The following is a 16,783-nucleotide window of genomic DNA, read 5'->3' on the forward strand; positions in this document are numbered from 1 at the left end:
GGTTACTATGGTGTAAAAAAGGAGGCGATTTTGCCTCCTTTTTGGTTTTTATGTTTTTATGTTGTTAATAACCATGGTTTTGCATTTCTTGTTTTTCAGCAGCAGTTAAAGGTCTTCCGTTTTTGTATACTCCATCTAAGAAAGTTTGTGGAATAGGTCTTAGTAGATGGAAGTCCTTAATGTTTGGAGCAGCTTCTGGATTGTATGCTTTGGCTCGTGCAACTAATGTTTTGGTTCTGCTCAGGTCTTCCCAGCGGTGAAATTCTCCGCAAAGCTCTCTGGTGCGTTCGTTTAATACTAAACAAAGCATACGGTCATAATCTGTAGTATAGCCTAATGTAGTAATCACAGCCTGATCTTCTGCAGGTAAACTGTTAATGCTTGAAATGGTTAAACTTGTTGCTGCTGTAGTAGTTGCAATGTTGTTTGATTCATAATAAGAGTTTTCAGGCATGAATGAAACAGCTCTACCTCCTTGTACTGCTGTAGTCCATGCTGCTGATCCATCTGTGTAAACAGAGCGATCTTCTCCCGATTTATAAGTAGCACGGTTTCTAACGGTGTTAATATAACTTAAAGCATCGCTGTAGGAACCGGTACCTAATTTAGCTAAACGGATTTTAGCTTCTGCTGCTAATAAATAGGTGTCTGCAGAACGTGCTAAAATGATATCACGGCTTCCTTTAGTGGCATTGAAATCTAATCTGGAACCATCCATGTATTTACTTAAAGAAGGAAATCTAACGTCTTTCATTAGTCCAAAGTTGTCTGCAGCATAGGCTACAAATACACTAGGGATTTTTTTGGTTTTTCCAGGAAATAGAAAGTTTAAGTTTTTTGTTGTGGCAAAACGAGTGTCTGAAGGAGAATTCATAACATACATGATTCCTAAATCGCCATTTACATAACCACTTCCTGATGCTGCCTTGTTAACCATACTTTTGGTTTGGAAACTTTTCCAAAAACGAGAATCGTTTACTTTATCATAAACATCATAAGTAAAATAGGTAGGTGCTAGGCGGCTAAACGGTCTTCCTCCTGAAGTGTTTCGTTCCATTTGTCCTAATTGGTCATAAGTAGAAAGGAAATACAGGTGTTGTTGATTACCTCCAGTTGTTAATTGATTAGAGTTAAAATCAGCAGACAATATTAATTCTGAAAGTTTTTCATTGGCTCCGTCAGCAGCTTTAAAGTCCCATAAATTTACGTAGTTTGCTGTAAGTGGATGACGTGTAATTACATCATCACATAAAGTAACCACTTGTTGTAAATCGGCTGATTTTGTTGATGAATTCCAAGAGTCATTGATTTCGCTGGCACGTGTTAAATATGCTTTTGCTAAATAATGTGCTGCAGCATCTTTTGTGATTTTATTTGGGCCGCCTGTATTTGCTAATAAATTGTATGCCTGCGTAAAATCATTAATAATTTGATTAAGAACTTCCTGAGGGGTTGCTCTTGTGAATTCTTGTTCTACAGTGGAACTATTCGGTATCAATTTCAAAGGTACACCACCATATTGTCTTACTAATTTTAAGTAATTATAAGCTCTCATGAAGTAGCCTTCACCTAATGCTGTTTTTTTGATAGCATTATTTGTTGATACAATGTTTGTGGCTGATTCAATTATTTGATTTGCATTTCCAATACCAATATATAAATTGTCCCAATTCGTGTTGGCTGCAACTGTATTAGAGTTAGATACGGTAACAAAAGAGCCGAATCCTGATGCATAGGAATTCCATAAACCATTTGAAGGGTCTCCACCTACGTGAAATTCATCAGTTCCTGATTGTGTAGCGGTTAATGGTACTTCGCGATTCATATCTAAAGCAAAAACTTGATAATAGGTTCCTGTAGATAGTGCTAAGATACCTTCTTCTGTGTTTAAGTATTCTTTATCGTATGCAGTTGTTAATTTTTCATCTAGAAAATCCTGACTACATGATGTTCCTAGTCCTAATGCTGCTATTAACATTAAGTTGATGTATAGTTTTTTGTAATTTTTCATAATTTATTAGTTTAATATCTTAGAATTGAACATTTAGTCCTAAAGTCATACCTCTGTTAGAAAACGTAGTTCTAGTGTCTAAATCAACCCATTTAACTTTTGAGAAAATCATACCAGGATTGGCAGCTTGCATGTAGATTCTTAATTTTGATAATCCAATTTTTTCTACAAAGTCTCTTTCGAAGTTATATCCCAAAGAGATGTTTCTGATTTTTAAGAATGAACCGTTTTTGTAACCTAAGATAGGGTTGTATAAATCACCTGTACCGGCAGAAAAAATTGGTTTTTGGTATTCTGCATCAGTATTGTCATCTGTGTAATAATCCAGTTTTCTTTGACTTGTTTTACCACTAAGATTTTCGCCTCCTACGTTGTATAAGTAGTTAAAACGACCTATAACGAAAATGGATAATTCTATGTTTTTGTAATTGAAGGTATTGGTTAAACCAGCTATATATTTTGGTTCTGTACTTCCAATAATAACACGGTCATTGTTGGCATCAATTTTATAATCTCCGTTTTGATCAACTGGGCGAGCATTTCCGAATGTAAAAACCGTTGATCCTGCTGCTGCGTTAAATTTGGCCATTTCTGCAGCATCTTCTGGTCTCCATACTCCGTTAGATTCAAAACCGTAGATTACACCTTGTGGTTGTCCTATAAATCTGCTGTTGTTTATGTCATCAAATTTTCCGTTTTGTAATTCAACTATATGACTTTGTTGATAGGATGCGCTTAAGTTAGAGCTCCATTCAAAATCCTTCGTTTTTACGTTAACGGTGTTTAAAGTAAGCTCTAGACCTTTTGCTTTAGTTTTACCTACGTTTTCAAGTGTAGTAGAAAATCCTGAAACTGTAGGTATACTTCTTTCTAAAAGTAAGTCATCTGTTTTTGATGTATAGTACTCTAAGCTTCCTGAAATTCTGTTGTTAAAAACACCAAAATCTACACCATAGTTATATTGAGTGGTTTTTTCCCAACCTAAACCTATGTTTCCTAATTTGCTATTGTAGGTAACACCTGAAGATGTTGAATATAGTATTTGTGCTAATGGTGGTTGTGTTGCATATGCAGGAACGGCGGCATTACCTGTTACACCGTATCCAGCTCTCAGTTTTAATGCGCTTAACCAATTGATATTTTGAAGGAAACTTTCTTTGTCAATACGCCATGCCAAAGAGGCACTTGGAAAATAGTCACTTCGGTTTGATTTGGCTAGTTGAGATGCAGCATCATAACGAATAGAAGCTGTTACTAAGTATTTGTCATCAAAGCCATAAGTCAATCTACCCATGTAAGAGAATAAACCAGTTTCGGTAATGTTAGATGAATAACCTGCTAAAGTTACGTTAGCTGTTGTTAATGCATTCCATTTGTTTTCTGGATTTTTGATGTTTTGGGCAGACATTTCACTTTCTTCGTTAGTGTATTGTGTCTGACTTTGTAATAATGTAGCTCCAATATCATGTTTTCCAATTGTTTTGTTGTACAAAAGTAAATTGTCTAATGTATAAGAGATAGTTTGATTTTTTGCTAGAGAAGCAAAACTAGTGCCGGAACGAGCTGATGATAATCCATTTAAATATACTCCGTTACGGTATGAAGTGATGTCGGGTCCAAAATTGATTCGGTATTTTAAACCATCTAAAGCTTTTGAAAATCCTCCAAAATCTAATTGAGCATATAAGCTACCAAAAGCGCGTAGAGTTACACGTTGATCTTGAGAGTATTTGTATTCGTCATAAACATTTCTAATTGTGGAATCTCCTCCTGGATTTTGAATTCTGTTTCCATTAGCATCAAATGGCACTGCATAAGGAAGGTTTTGTCTGGCCGTGATATAAATACCATCTGAACTTGCAACCGCTGAACGTCCTACGTTTGATAAACCATATTCATTTAATCCGTAACTTGCGTTAAGGTTAATTCCCATTTGAAACCATTTAGTTGGGGTAATGTCTACATTAGCAATACCATTGTAACGTTTGTAGCTTTGTCCTTTTAAGGTTCCGGTGTTGTCTAAATATCCAAATGATCCATAAGCTTTCATTTTTTCGGTACCACCACTTACACTTAAGGTGTGTTGTTGCGTAACTCCCGTTTGAGTAACAAATTTAGTCCAGTCAGTTGTGCTTACTTTTGAGCCGTCCCATACTTCTTTGCCGTCAACAATACTCCATCCTTTTTCAATATTAGCCCAAGCAGCAGGATCAGCCGTAGCTAAAAAGATGTCTTTGTCATTGGCAATAGTTGGTGCATTACCAGGTTTAAAGGTAGCCGGATTAGAGTAATATCTAGCCCAACGACGTAATTCAATGTACTCCCCAGCATTCATTAATGGGGCGAATTCGTGAATTTTATCAGTACTAACAGCAGTGTCGTAATTTAAGGTGAATTTTCCGTTTTTTCCTTTTTTAGTAGAAACGATAATAACCCCATTAGCACCTCTAGAACCATAAATGGCTGTGGCAGAGGCGTCTTTTAATACGTCAATTGCTTCAATGTCATTAGGATTGATGAAATCAATACCTCCTGAGTTCAAAGGAATCCCGTCTACTACATATAGAGGTGAGTTAGAAGCGGTAATAGATCGTGATCCACGAATATTGATATTTCCCACTGTTCCTGGGCGTTCATTTGAGCTGATGTCAACCCCCGCAGCTTTACCTTGCATGGCTTGTACTGCGTTTTGAACTGGTCTGGAAGCAATTTCTTCGGCACCTACACTAACGATTGATCCTGTAAGGTCCTTTTTCTTTCTTGTTCCATACCCTACAACTACTACTTCTTCTAGTTTAGCTCCTTCTTCTTCAAGTTTTATGTTAATACTTTTTTGACTACCTACTTTAATTTCTGCCGTTTTCATCCCAATAAAAGAAACTACAAGGATGTCTTCAGGTTTTGCTTTGATGGCAAATTTTCCATCAAAATCGGTTTGTACACCGTTATTGGTGTTTTTGATTAATACATTAGCTCCAGGAATTGGCATTCCTGTGTTGTCTTTGATAGTTCCTGTAATAGTACCGGTTTGAGCTAAAGCGGTCATGGTGGTTAACATGATGCTAAAGAAAACCAGATACTTTGCAAATGAATTTTTCATACAATAATTGGTTTTGGTTAATTAATTAATAAAATTTGTTGTGGTTTGTGTGTATAATAAAATAAATCTACTTTTTTTATATTATCAAAAAAAATAAGTCGATTTTTTTACGAGATAAAAATAAAATTAACTTTTACTTAACGTATCCTGCTTTTGTTGCTTTTTGGCTGTTTTTTTGCTTTTTTTCTTAAATTAAATGTGAATAAAACATTTTTTATTTAAAACACTGTTTTTAAGAGAGTTGTGTGTGTATTTGTTTGTTTTGTGTGTAGGAAGAATTATTTATTGCTTTTTTTTCGTAAGAAATAACTAGTAGGTTGTTTTTTAAATGTAGTAGGGTTTTTGGATTAAAATAGGCCCTTTTCCATTCTCCTTTAAGTTGTTTTTAAGAACTTATTTAAAATTAAGTTAGAAGGCGTTTTGTTAATAATGAGAAAGAAAAATATAAGGTGCGGCATAACAGTACAGGATACTAAACTGATTTGAAAATTATAGTTTAGTCCGCATTTTTAATAATAGGATATTATGATTTTAAAAAGTAAGCTTGTTTGGTTTTTGACTTTTGTAGTGAATTTTTCTTTTGCTTTTAGCGTAACAAATAGGAATGATACAAATATTACTTCTGGTTCAAAACAAGAAATTACAAAATCAAATGACAGTAAGATAACTCAAACTTTTTTATTTGGGACCAAAGTACAAAAGAAGGTTGATAGCAATACAATTACCAAACCACTTGCATATCATTTAGGTAAAGCTTACGGGTTTGACTTTAATACAGTATCAAATGTAAAGTTGCATTCAAATTCATTTAGTTGTACTGCGCCAACTTATTTTTCAGTAAAACTTCCTGAAGGAAATTATCAGGTTTCGGTAGTTTTTGGTAGTAAAACAAAAAGTACCAACACTACCATTAAGGCCGAATCAAGAAGATTATTTGTAAATAAACTCGAGTTGAATAAAGGGCAATTTGTTACCAAGTCCTTTAATGTTAATGTGAGAACTCCAAAAATTGATGAAAACTCAGAAATTCAGTTGAAAGACCGTGATCTGGGACAACTTAATTGGGATGACAAACTCACCTTAGAATTTTTAGGAACAGTAGAAGTCAAAAGTATTACGATAAAATCTATTGATAAGGTTGTAAATGTCTATTTAGCAGGAGATTCTACGGTCACTGATCAGGATTTAGAACCTTGGGCTTCCTGGGGACAGTTTATTACCAATTATTTTGATCAAAATGTAGTGGTGTCTAATTATGCGGTTTCAGGAGCGACTTTGCGTTCGTTCAAGTCGAGTTTGCGTTTGAAAAAAGTCTTGTCGATTATAAAACCGGGAGATTATTTAATTGTTGAATTTGCTCATAATGATGAAAAAGAAAAAGGAGAGGGTATCGGGCCTTGGGATTCCTATTCGGCTTCTTTGCGCGAATTTGTTCAGGCAGCCAGAGATAAGGGCGCAAATCCTATTTTGATTACTCCGGTGCAACGACGTGCGTTTAATGCCGATGGGACTCTAAGACCTACTCACGGCGATTATCCGGATGCGATGCGAAAAGTTGCTCAGGAAATGAATGTTCCATTAGTAGACATTACAAAATTGACTACTACTTTATACGAAAGCTGGGGCGATGAACCATCCCGAAAAGCATTCGTTCAATATCCGGCGAATACTTTTCCGGGACAAAAAGAAAAATTAGAAGATAATACACATTTTAATTCTTTCGGTGCCAATGAAATTGCGCTTTGTGTGATAAAAGGGCTTCGTGATTTAAATAATCCTTTGGCAAAATATTTGATAAAAGACTTGCCGCAATATTATCCAAACCAACCGAATGCTTTTGCAAAATGGACTTTACCCATGAGTAATCGTTTTGAAATTGTAAAACCAGACGGAAATTAATTCTTATAATCTAAAATTATGTTTTTTAAAAAATCATTACAAAGTGTAGCTGCTTTATTGTTACTGTTTTTATGTTTAATAAATGCGAATGCACAAGAAACCAAAAAAGTATTCCTTTCGGGAACTGATTTTGAACATCCTGTAAAATGGGATTTTATGTGTACCGCTGGTGCCAATAGTAAACAATGGTCAAAAATTAATGTGCCGTCTAACTGGGAATTGGAAGGTTTTGGGGAATATACATATGGTCGTTGGTACAAAGAACTGAACCAAAAAGAACCAAGTAAAGAAGAAGGTTTCTACAAACACGAATTTGAAATTGCAGCTTCAGATAAAGGAAAAACGATTTATATTGTTTTTGGTGCAGCGATGACCGATACCGAAGTGAAAATCAATGGAAAATCGGCAGGACCAATCCATCAGGGTGGTTTTTATGAGTTTAAATATGATATTTCCTCTTTGTTGAATTATGGCGGGACTAATGTTTTGGAAGCGCATGTTTCCAAACATTCGGCTAATAATTCCGTTAACGCAGCCGAAAGAAAGGCCGATTGGTGGCTTTTTGGCGGAATTTATCGTCCGGTTTGGCTGGAAATTATGGCAAACCAAAATATCGCTCATGTAGCTGTGGATGCTAAAATGGACGGGACTTTGAATGCTAATTTAGAGTTTCAAAATCTTTCTCAAAAAAGCATAATTACTGCTTCGGTAACAGCAGTTGGCAATGATAAAGTGATCGGTTCGTATTCATTTGATGTGAATGCTAAAGAAGCCAAAAAAACTATTAGTATGAAATTTTCGGAAATTAAGCCATGGAGTCCGGAAACCCCTAATTTGTACAATCTAAAATTGGAATTGAAACAAAATGGCAAAACCATTCATGAAAAAACAGAACGCATTGGTTTTAGAACTTTAGAATTTATCAAAAAAGATGGTATTTATGTCAATGGTAAAAAAATTATCATGAAAGGAATTAACCGTCATGAAATTTGGCCGGAATCGGGCAGAAGTACCAGCAAGCGATTAAGTATCATGGATGTGAATTTGCTAAAAGACATGAATATGAATGCCGTGCGCGGTCATTATCCGGCTGATAGTCATTTTTTACAGGTATGTGATTCCTTAGGGATTTTTGTATTGGACGAATTAGCGGGTTGGCAAAATTCATATGATACGGAGACAGGAACTAAATTAGTTAAAGAAATGGTAACACGTGATGTGAATCATCCTTCCGTAATTATTTGGGATAACGGAAATGAAGGTGGCTGGAACTATAATGTTGATCAAGTTTTTGCCGATTTGGATCCGCAAAAAAGAATCGTTATTCACCCATGGTCTGATTTTAATGGTTGGGATGCACACCACTATCCGGCTTATCAAACCGGAATCCATCGTTTTGTAAATGGAGAAAATGTTTTTTTTCCAACGGAATTTATGCATGCGACTTATGATAATGGAGGAGGTGCCGGATTGGAAGATTTTTGGAATCATTTTAAGGAAAGTCCTTTGTTCGCCGGAGGTTTTATCTGGGTTTTTTGTGATGAAGCGGTGAAAAGAGTTGACTTAAAAGATAAAGTACTCGATTCAAAAGGTTCTTTAGCTGCCGATGGGGTCTTAGGTCCGCACCGCGAAAAAGAAGGAAGCTTCTTTGCTATAAAAGAAATTTGGTCTCCAATTCAGTTTGCGCCTGTAAGCATTACAGCAAAGTTTGATGGTTCATTTTTTATTAGTAACAGCTATATTTATTCTAATTTGAATAGCTGTACGATGGATTACAAAGTGATAAAAGGAGATAAAAATACTTTTTACGGAAATAATCCTTCGACTGTCATAGATCAGGGTAAAATAGCAATTCCAAGTATTGAACCGGGCGAAACTTCTAAAATTAATATACCGCTTGTGGCAAATTTCTTTGAAGGAGATTGGCTCGAAATTACTGCAAAAGACCAGTATGGTAGAGAGATTTATACCTGGTCTTGGTCCATTCATAAAGGAGAATATTTTGCTGAGAAATTTTTGTTGAAAAAAGAATCAAAAGCCAAAGTTTCCATAAAAGACGAAGCAACCTCGGTTTCTTTGATTAGTAAAGACGTTCAGGTTTCTTTCGATAAAAAAACAGGAAAAATTATTTCGGTTAACAATAAAAACGGAATTGTTCCTTTGGCCAACGGGCCTACGCCAATAGGGATGATCGCTCAGGTAAAAGATGTACAAACGGCAATTGAAAATAATGCTGCGGTGTGTATTGTCAATTATATTGGCGGAATCAAAAAAATAAAATGGACATTGACTGCCGATGGCCGTTTGAAAATGGAAATGCTGGCGCTTAAAGATGCCGGTGCCAATAATGGTTTTGATGGTGCTTTCTTTCAGGATAAGGTAGATGCTTTTGGTATTACTTTTGATTTTCCTGAAGAAGGAGTTGAAAGTATCAAATGGCTGGGTAATGGACCTTATCATGTTTGGAAAAACAGAATTAAGGGTACCACAACCGGGATTTGGGAAAAAGAATACAATCAGACGATTCCCGGAGAAAGTTTTGAAAATATGATTTTACCGGAATTTAAAGGCTATCATGCTAATTTGTATGCGGCTTCTTTAAAAGCCAAAGGGAATAACAGTTTCAAAATGTTTTCGACTTCCGAAAAAGTGTTTTTAAGATTGTTTACACCTGATTTGCCTAAAAATGCATTTGAAGGAGCTTATCCACAACCGGCTTTTCCGGAAGGAAATATTTCGTTTATGTATGAAATTCCGGCCATGCGTTCGTTTAAACCTATCGAGCATCATGGGCCACACAGTCAGCCGGCAAGTATCAGGATTAAAAGCGGTGACGATGGTATTCAGATGAATATTTGGTTTGATTTCAGAGCTGAAAAATAGTGAGATAATCAACAATAACAACAATAAATATTAGAAAAATGAGAATGACCAAATTAATGCTTTTGGCTTTTTTAGCACTTTTTTTAGTGCAATTTCAGACAAATGCACAACAAAAAATTACAATTTATACCGTAGGTGATTCCACAGTTAAAAATGGGCGTGGTGATGGTACAGGAGGCCTTTGGGGCTGGGGCGATTATATTGGGCAGTTTTTAGATTCTACTAAGGTGAGAATCGAAAACCATGCTTTGGGAGGAACAAGTACCAGAACCTATCAAAATTTGGGATTATGGGATGCCGTATACAAAAAATTAAAAAAAGGAGATTATGTGCTCATTCAATGGGGGCATAATGATGATGGACCTTTAAATGATACGATCAGAGCCAGAGGTACTATCAAAGGAATTTCAGATAAGTCGGAGAAAATTGTAAATATGATTACCAAAAAAGAAGAGGTGGTGCATACTTATGGTTGGTACTTGCGAAAAGTGGTGAAAGAAGCCAAAGAAAAAGGCGCCATTCCAATCGTGATGTCTCCAATTCCAAGAAATAAATGGAAAGACGGGAAATTACCAAGAAACAATACTTCTTATGGATTGTGGGCGAAACAAATTGCCGATCAGGAAAAAGTGACCTTTATTGATTTGAACGACAGAATGGCTTCTAAATTGGAGAAATTTGGAGAGGCTAATGTTACTGGAACTTATTTTTATAAAAAAGATCATACCCATCCGTCGGCGAAGGGGGCAGTGATGGCAGCGACTTCAATAATAGAAGGATTAAAGGTTTCTACCAATCCTTTGAAAAATTACATTTTGGAAAATCCGGTTATCAAATTGCCTAGAAAAACAAATCTTTTCCTCATTGGCGATTCTACGATGGCTGAAAATAATAATGAAAATGCGGTGGGTTGGGGTGTGATGGCTCCACGTTATTTTGACACAACCCGAGTGAATATTGTAAACAAAGCCAGAGGCGGAAGAAGCAGTCGTACTTTTGATTTTGAAGGTCTTTGGGAGAAAACAAAAAGCGAAATTCAACCCAATGATTTTGTGATTATTCAGTTCGGACATAATGATGCTGGGAAAATTGACAGCGAAAAATTTAGAGGTTCTATTAACGGAATTGGTGATGAAACACAACAAGTAAATCGCGCCGATAGTTTGATGGAAACGGTGCATACTTATGGTTGGTATTTAAAGAAATTCATTCGTGAAACCAGAGAAAAAGGAGCGACTCCAATTGTGATGAGCTTAACGCCAAGAAACGAATGGCCAAACGGAAAAGTAGAACAAAGGAGTACTACTTATGTAAAATGGGCTCAGGAAGTAGCAACTGAAGAAAAAGTAGATTACATCGATTTGAGTGATAAGGTGGCTCAAAAATACCAAGTTTTAGGTCAGGAAGCGGTAAAAGCATTTTTTCCAAAAGATCATACGCATACCGGAAGAGCCGGAGCTAACGCTGTTGCTGAAACGGCCGCTGAGCAACTTAGGGGCTTGAAAAAATTAAAAATTAGTGATCTGGTTTTAGGCAAAAAAGAAATGGAAGAATTGCCTCCGCTCGAGTTGGTAAAATAATTATTTTGTCACCTAGTGCGCAGTCGAGAGCTAGACTGGCTTTCCGAGCGGAGTCAAGGGATGAATGTTTTTTGTAATGTTCTCGACTGCGCTCGAACTGACATCAAATTAAATTTTTATAGCTATGAGATATCGTTATTCATACGGTATCTCATATTTTTTTTGACCTTTTGGATAAATTGATAATTGGTCAATTACAATTCCGGTTTGATTGACTTCAATGGTGATGCTATGTTTTCCTGTTTTTTCTATTTTGATAGGTAAAGTAAAAATAGCAGCATTTCGCAATACATTGGCTTTCCAGTTGGCATCCCTGTCGTAAGAATTCAACTTGAAAGTTTTACTGGTATTTGAATCCAACGTAATGGTTGCCTGATGGTTGGAATCATTAGCGTGAGTAGGGATAAAACGCACTTCCACTTCGTATTCTCCCGTTTTATCTGTTTCAAAAGTATAAGTTACCGAAGGTTTTTCAGCTTCGAAAATTGCTGTTTTTTGCGGAAATAAAGTGATAGCAGCATTGCTGTATCCTAATCCTTCAATCGGTTTCCATTCGTAGTTTTTTGCTCCTTTGACTGAAGCAAAATCCTTAGCCTGAATAGCAATTGGTGTTTCATTTGAGGCTTCCGGTATTAATTCTGCTTTAGGTAAATTGCTATAGTCAATTGCATTAAAAACAGGTAGTTTTCTAGGAGCCATACTCATCATATTATTCCATTTTCCGTTGCTCATTTCGGTGTTGTAAAAATGGGTCAAGGCTTCAATTTGGTTGTAGGCATCCTTGGATAAGTTCAGGTATTTTTCTTTGGTTACCGAATCGGTTGTTGTTAATGCCAAATTCCAATACAAAAATTTACGATTCATAGCAGCGGCACTTTTTACAGGATATTCTACTAATTGGTACCAGGCATCTTTTCGCTCCTGAGGAATAGAATTTGATAAGTTATTTATCTTCGCTACCAATTCATCATAAAGCTGAATTCTGCGTTTGGCTTCGGCCGCAGTAAAATCAGAAAGTTTTATTTGAGTGGTCGGTTCGGTTTGGCTCCAGCCCATAAATTCTGGTTTTCTCAACATCGCTAATCGGTAATATTCACTCATTATATTGCTTACATCATTGGCTACCGCCAAATTAAATTCTCTAGCTGCCCAATTTTTTAAATGTTGCGGAATGCTATTTTCTTTAATTGAATTAATATCCCAAGCCAGATCCATGAAGAATTCCAAATCGTATTCGGCAGGTTTGATATCACCCACATTTACAATCCACATTTTTCGATCGCCATTAGCGTAAGCTCTGGACATTTCTTCCCAGATTAATCCGGGCTGCGTACTGCATAACCACAAATAATCGTGTGGTCGCCCCCAATAACTGACATGGTAATAAACACCGCCACCGCCTGTTCTTTTTTGCTCTGCTTCATTACTGAAACGTCTGATGTATCCGTAGTTGTCGTCGGTCCACATAAGCGTCACATCTTCAGGGATTTTCATTCCTTTGTTGTATTGTTCCAAAACTTCTTTATACGGAATCATCACCTGCGGAATGGAGGTGATTGGTTTTTTAAACGTAGAAGTCAGCATTTCGCGTTGTGTAGAGATGATTTTTTCCACCATATTTTTGGCTTCTTCGGCATTTTTTGCTCCTTCCATCTGGCTGTCATGAGCGCCACGCATTCCTAAACTCATAATAGTTTCGGCTTTACTATCTTTAATTTCATTGAGTCTATCCTGCCAATATTGGTTGATTGTAGTACTATTGGTAAAATAGTTAAAATCGCCCATCGTTTTTTTGTCCCATTCATCTACATTGTTCCGCATCATAGGTTCGGCATGTGAAGTTCCTAACAGGATATGGTATTTTTGCGCCATTTCTTTATTGCCCTGAATTTTGAAAAATGCTTTGGTAGAAGGATGCATGGCCGGCCAAATACAATTGGCTTTCAGGCGTAATAACAATTGGAATATTTTTTCATAGGTTTTTGGACCAATATCGCCTGTTGCTGCTTCGAAAGTTTTGGCAGCCCAGGGCTGTAATCCCCAGTCTTCATCGTTAAGGAAAATGCCACGAAATTGCACCGACGGGCTTTCGGTAATTCCATTAGCAGGCAGGTTTAAAATCAGTTTTTCCTTTTTAATATTGCGTACATCAGCCCACCATTTCCAAGGAGAGACTCCTAATCTTTCGGCAGTTTCAAAGATGCCGAAAACAGTTCCACGGATATCACTTCCTACAATGTATAAGTTGTTTTTATCATTGCTGATGCTAAATTTTTCCCATCCGCCTTTTAAGTTCGATTTTTTATAGTCTTTAAAAAGGTTTTCATTGATTTGACCAATGTATATCCCATTTGCATTCTCTGTTTTTTTTGTAGCAACAATCTGAGGTTTTTTGTCTGTAATTTCCTGAATATCGTTTGCTAGTTCGTTTACCGCCCATAGAACAAGTTCATCCGATTTTGGGTCAACATAAATAGTTGAAACTTCCTTTTTATCGGCAATAAGAAAAGAATTTTGCTTTTGCTGACTCCAAAAAAGTTGGGATGTCAACAGCAGTAATAATAATATTGAATGCTGAATTGTTTTTTTCATTTACTAATTATTTGGATGAGTTTTTTTAGCTTTTTAATAGCCGTCTAAAATATGATAATAAGCTCAAAATAAGAAGTGATTTCGTGTTTTTTACAAGATGTAATCGATTACTAAAAACTGGCTTTTTTTCTTTATTTTTGAGGTTTATTAGTTTTTAATCTACAATTTATTAGTGATGACGAAGAAAATTTTAGGCTTGGTGTTTTTTCTTTTTTTAATTTCAAATTCAAATGCACAGAGTATTTACAAATTAACGGTTGCAAAGGATGGAAGTGGTGATTTTAATACAGTCCAGACAGCGATTGATGCCGCCAATACTGAAAAAGGAACTGTTTTGATTTATATTAAAAAAGGGATTTACAAAGAGAAATTAGTTATTCCTTCCTCAAAAAAAGGATTGCAATTGATAGGTGAAGACAAGGATAAAACCATTATAACTAATGATGATTATTCGGGTAAACCCAACCCAGAGACAAAACGAAATTTTGGAACTTCCGATTCTTATACGCTTTTGGTTCGTGCCGATGATGTACGAATCGAAAATGTTACCATTGAAAATTCCTGGTGCGAAAAAGGGCAGGCGGTTTCCTTATGTGCAAAAGGGGAACGTTTTATAATTAAAAATTCGAGGATTTTAGGCTGTCAGGACACTTTGCTTACCGATGGTGATGGATATTATCAATACTACGAAAATTGCTATATCGAAGGAACGACTGATTTTATTTTTGGTCCGGCTGTTGCGGTTTTCCAAGATTGCATCATTAAGAGCAAGATCAATTCGTATATAACAGCGGCTTCAACGCCCGAAAATCAGGAGTTTGGTTATGTGTTCTTTAATTGTAAGTTGATTGCCGATGCTAATGCAACTAAGGTATTCTTAGGCCGTCCGTGGCGTCCTTATGCTAAAACGGTTTTTATGAATTCTAATTTAGGAAAACACATTTTGCCGGAAGGCTGGAATCCTTGGAAAGACGATCGCTTTGCCGATAAAACGAAAACGGTTTTTTATGCCGAATACAATAATAAGGGAAAAGGAGCCAAAACCAATAAAAGGGTTGCTTGGTCACATCAATTAACTAAAGAAGAAGCAGCTAAATACAGCCTGAAAAATATTTTTCCTAAGGATGATTTTTGGAAAACGATTCGATGAATTTTTAGCTTAGCTCCGCAAAGTCTCTGACTTTGAGGATGTGTTAAACTGTCTATGAAAGGCGTAAAAATATCGGTTAAAAACCGATTATTACTCCCGAAAAGTTGCAAACTTAACACATCAGGGTATAAAAAAAGCACGCAGATTTTGCAGATTTCAGCAGATAATTATTCTGTAATCTGGGGAAATCTGTAAAATCTGCGTGAAAATTGAATGTTTCGAACGTGAAAGGATTCGAGCATGAGCGTAGGGGTACTCGTTGTAAACGAGCACTAGATAAGTGGTTTATATTTCTCTATATATCAAATTATAAGGTAATATTTTTTGTTCAATGTCTATTTTTGTTAATGAGTAAACACCGAGATTCATCGTTAAACTATATTTGTCAATTGATTGAATTACAATTGTTTTCTCGCTAAAATAACCAAAATTTTTACCATTTAGATCTGAACCTAAGATTACTTTACCGTCAATTATTTCTATGGGCTTATTTACATTTTCAGCAACTTTTATCATCTTATTTATAGCTAATAAGATTTCTCCAGTAGGATAAATTGCTAATTCAAGTAGAAAAAAAGTTGAAACTAAATCTTGAATATTATAAGTTATTATCTTTTTTACCTGGCTCATAATGTGAATAATTAGCATTTTAGAATTTTGTGTAATGCCAACTTGTAAACTATCATTTTTCCTATGACCATAATATAATATTGGTCCACTTATCTTATCGCTTTCAAGTTTTAGTTGTAAGCAAATTCTAATTCCTTTATCTTTCTTTGCTCTAATTGGAAATTGCATATAAGCTTTTTCAAATAATATTCCATCAAGTAAAACTCCAGCTTTCATAATTTTTGCTTGAAAATTGATATTAGGTGAGTGACCATTATTGTCTCCAACTAATAATGAATACATTTCATCAAAAATTTCAAGAAGAACTTTTGAAATTGATTTTGTTATGTTGTATGCTAAGTCTGGTAATTTTATGAATAAGTTTTCATAAAGAAATTCTATTTTTTCAATGTTTTTGTCAGGTTTCATATGTATTCCACCATTATAAGCCAATCCCATTATGAAATCTTGAACGGAATATTCATATTCATCTGTTCTTAAAATGGAACTATTGAAGAAATCTGACAAATCGATTTCTAAAATATCTACTTTATTTGAAGGAGTTATTTTCTTATATTCGAAATTTCCGATCTTTATTAGTTGATATGCTTTAAAATTTGATGAAACAACAGCAAGCCTTATAAAATCGAATCTATTTATTTGATTTACCCAAGGATTTGGTTGATCAATGTACATTATTCTATAAAAAAGAGGTAGACTACTAAAGATTCGGTCAGAATCATCTTCAAAATCACTTTTTAAGTTTAGAAAATGAGCTATTCCACGAGTGGTTCTTGTAAGATCTTTTTTCATTTGTAAATATGTCTAACTTGTTTATAACTGTCATCAAATATCTAGTATACAGCCAATTTAGGTAGATTGCCGCTATATTCGCTAAAATAAATAAAAAAAATATTTTCTTACAAAATAAAAAAGTGCAGTCTGTACTGTGCTTTTAA

The 16,783-nt window shown here is 35.5% G+C and carries 8 protein-coding genes; 4 read left to right on the forward strand and 4 right to left on the reverse strand.

Annotated elements, in window-relative coordinates:
- Window positions 1–64: 64 nt before the first annotated feature.
- Both AAEO59_RS07625 and AAEO59_RS07630 read right to left on the reverse strand, forming a co-directional pair.
- Window positions 65–2,011, reverse strand: a complete 1,947-nt coding sequence (locus AAEO59_RS07625; RefSeq protein ID WP_341700139.1) for a RagB/SusD family nutrient uptake outer membrane protein — start codon at window positions 2,009–2,011, stop codon at window positions 65–67.
- A gap of 19 nt (window positions 2,012–2,030) precedes the next feature.
- Window positions 2,031–5,111 (reverse strand): SusC/RagA family TonB-linked outer membrane protein, encoded by a 3,081-nt coding sequence (locus AAEO59_RS07630; protein WP_341700140.1) that lies wholly within the window; start codon window positions 5,109–5,111, stop codon window positions 2,031–2,033.
- Window positions 5,112–5,636: 525 nt separating this feature from the next.
- Here AAEO59_RS07630 and AAEO59_RS07635 point away from each other — a divergent pair.
- From AAEO59_RS07635 to AAEO59_RS07645, 3 genes are read left to right on the forward strand one after another with little or no spacing between them, the layout of a single operon-like run.
- Window positions 5,637–7,010, forward strand: a complete 1,374-nt coding sequence (locus AAEO59_RS07635; protein WP_341700141.1) for a rhamnogalacturonan acetylesterase — start codon at window positions 5,637–5,639, stop codon at window positions 7,008–7,010.
- A gap of 18 nt (window positions 7,011–7,028) precedes the next feature.
- On the forward strand, window positions 7,029–9,893 hold the full coding sequence (locus tag AAEO59_RS07640; protein ID WP_341700142.1) for a glycoside hydrolase family 2 TIM barrel-domain containing protein: 2,865 nt from the start codon (window positions 7,029–7,031) through the stop codon (window positions 9,891–9,893).
- 38 nt (window positions 9,894–9,931) lie between these two features.
- Window positions 9,932–11,473, forward strand: coding sequence for a rhamnogalacturonan acetylesterase (locus tag AAEO59_RS07645; protein ID WP_341700143.1), 1,542 nt, complete (start codon window positions 9,932–9,934; stop codon window positions 11,471–11,473).
- Between the two features lie 135 nt (window positions 11,474–11,608).
- On the opposite strand, the gene AAEO59_RS07650 is transcribed toward AAEO59_RS07645, so the two are convergent.
- A complete protein-coding gene (locus AAEO59_RS07650) occupies window positions 11,609–14,065 on the reverse strand; it encodes a glycosyl hydrolase 115 family protein (protein WP_341700144.1) in 2,457 nt (818 codons plus the stop codon).
- Window positions 14,066–14,240: 175 nt separating this feature from the next.
- Between AAEO59_RS07650 and AAEO59_RS07655 the strand changes: the two genes are divergently transcribed.
- Window positions 14,241–15,215 (forward strand): pectinesterase family protein, encoded by a 975-nt coding sequence (locus AAEO59_RS07655; RefSeq protein ID WP_341700145.1) that lies wholly within the window; start codon window positions 14,241–14,243, stop codon window positions 15,213–15,215.
- Window positions 15,216–15,500: 285 nt separating this feature from the next.
- Here AAEO59_RS07655 and AAEO59_RS07660 read toward each other — a convergent pair whose 3' ends face one another.
- Window positions 15,501–16,637, reverse strand: coding sequence for a hypothetical protein (locus AAEO59_RS07660; RefSeq protein ID WP_341700146.1), 1,137 nt, complete (start codon window positions 16,635–16,637; stop codon window positions 15,501–15,503).
- Window positions 16,638–16,783: the final 146 nt, after the last annotated feature.

Origin of the sequence: Flavobacterium flavipallidum, from assembly GCF_038289905.1 — a bacterium.
In the GTDB taxonomy this organism is placed as follows: domain Bacteria; phylum Bacteroidota; class Bacteroidia; order Flavobacteriales; family Flavobacteriaceae; genus Flavobacterium; species Flavobacterium flavipallidum.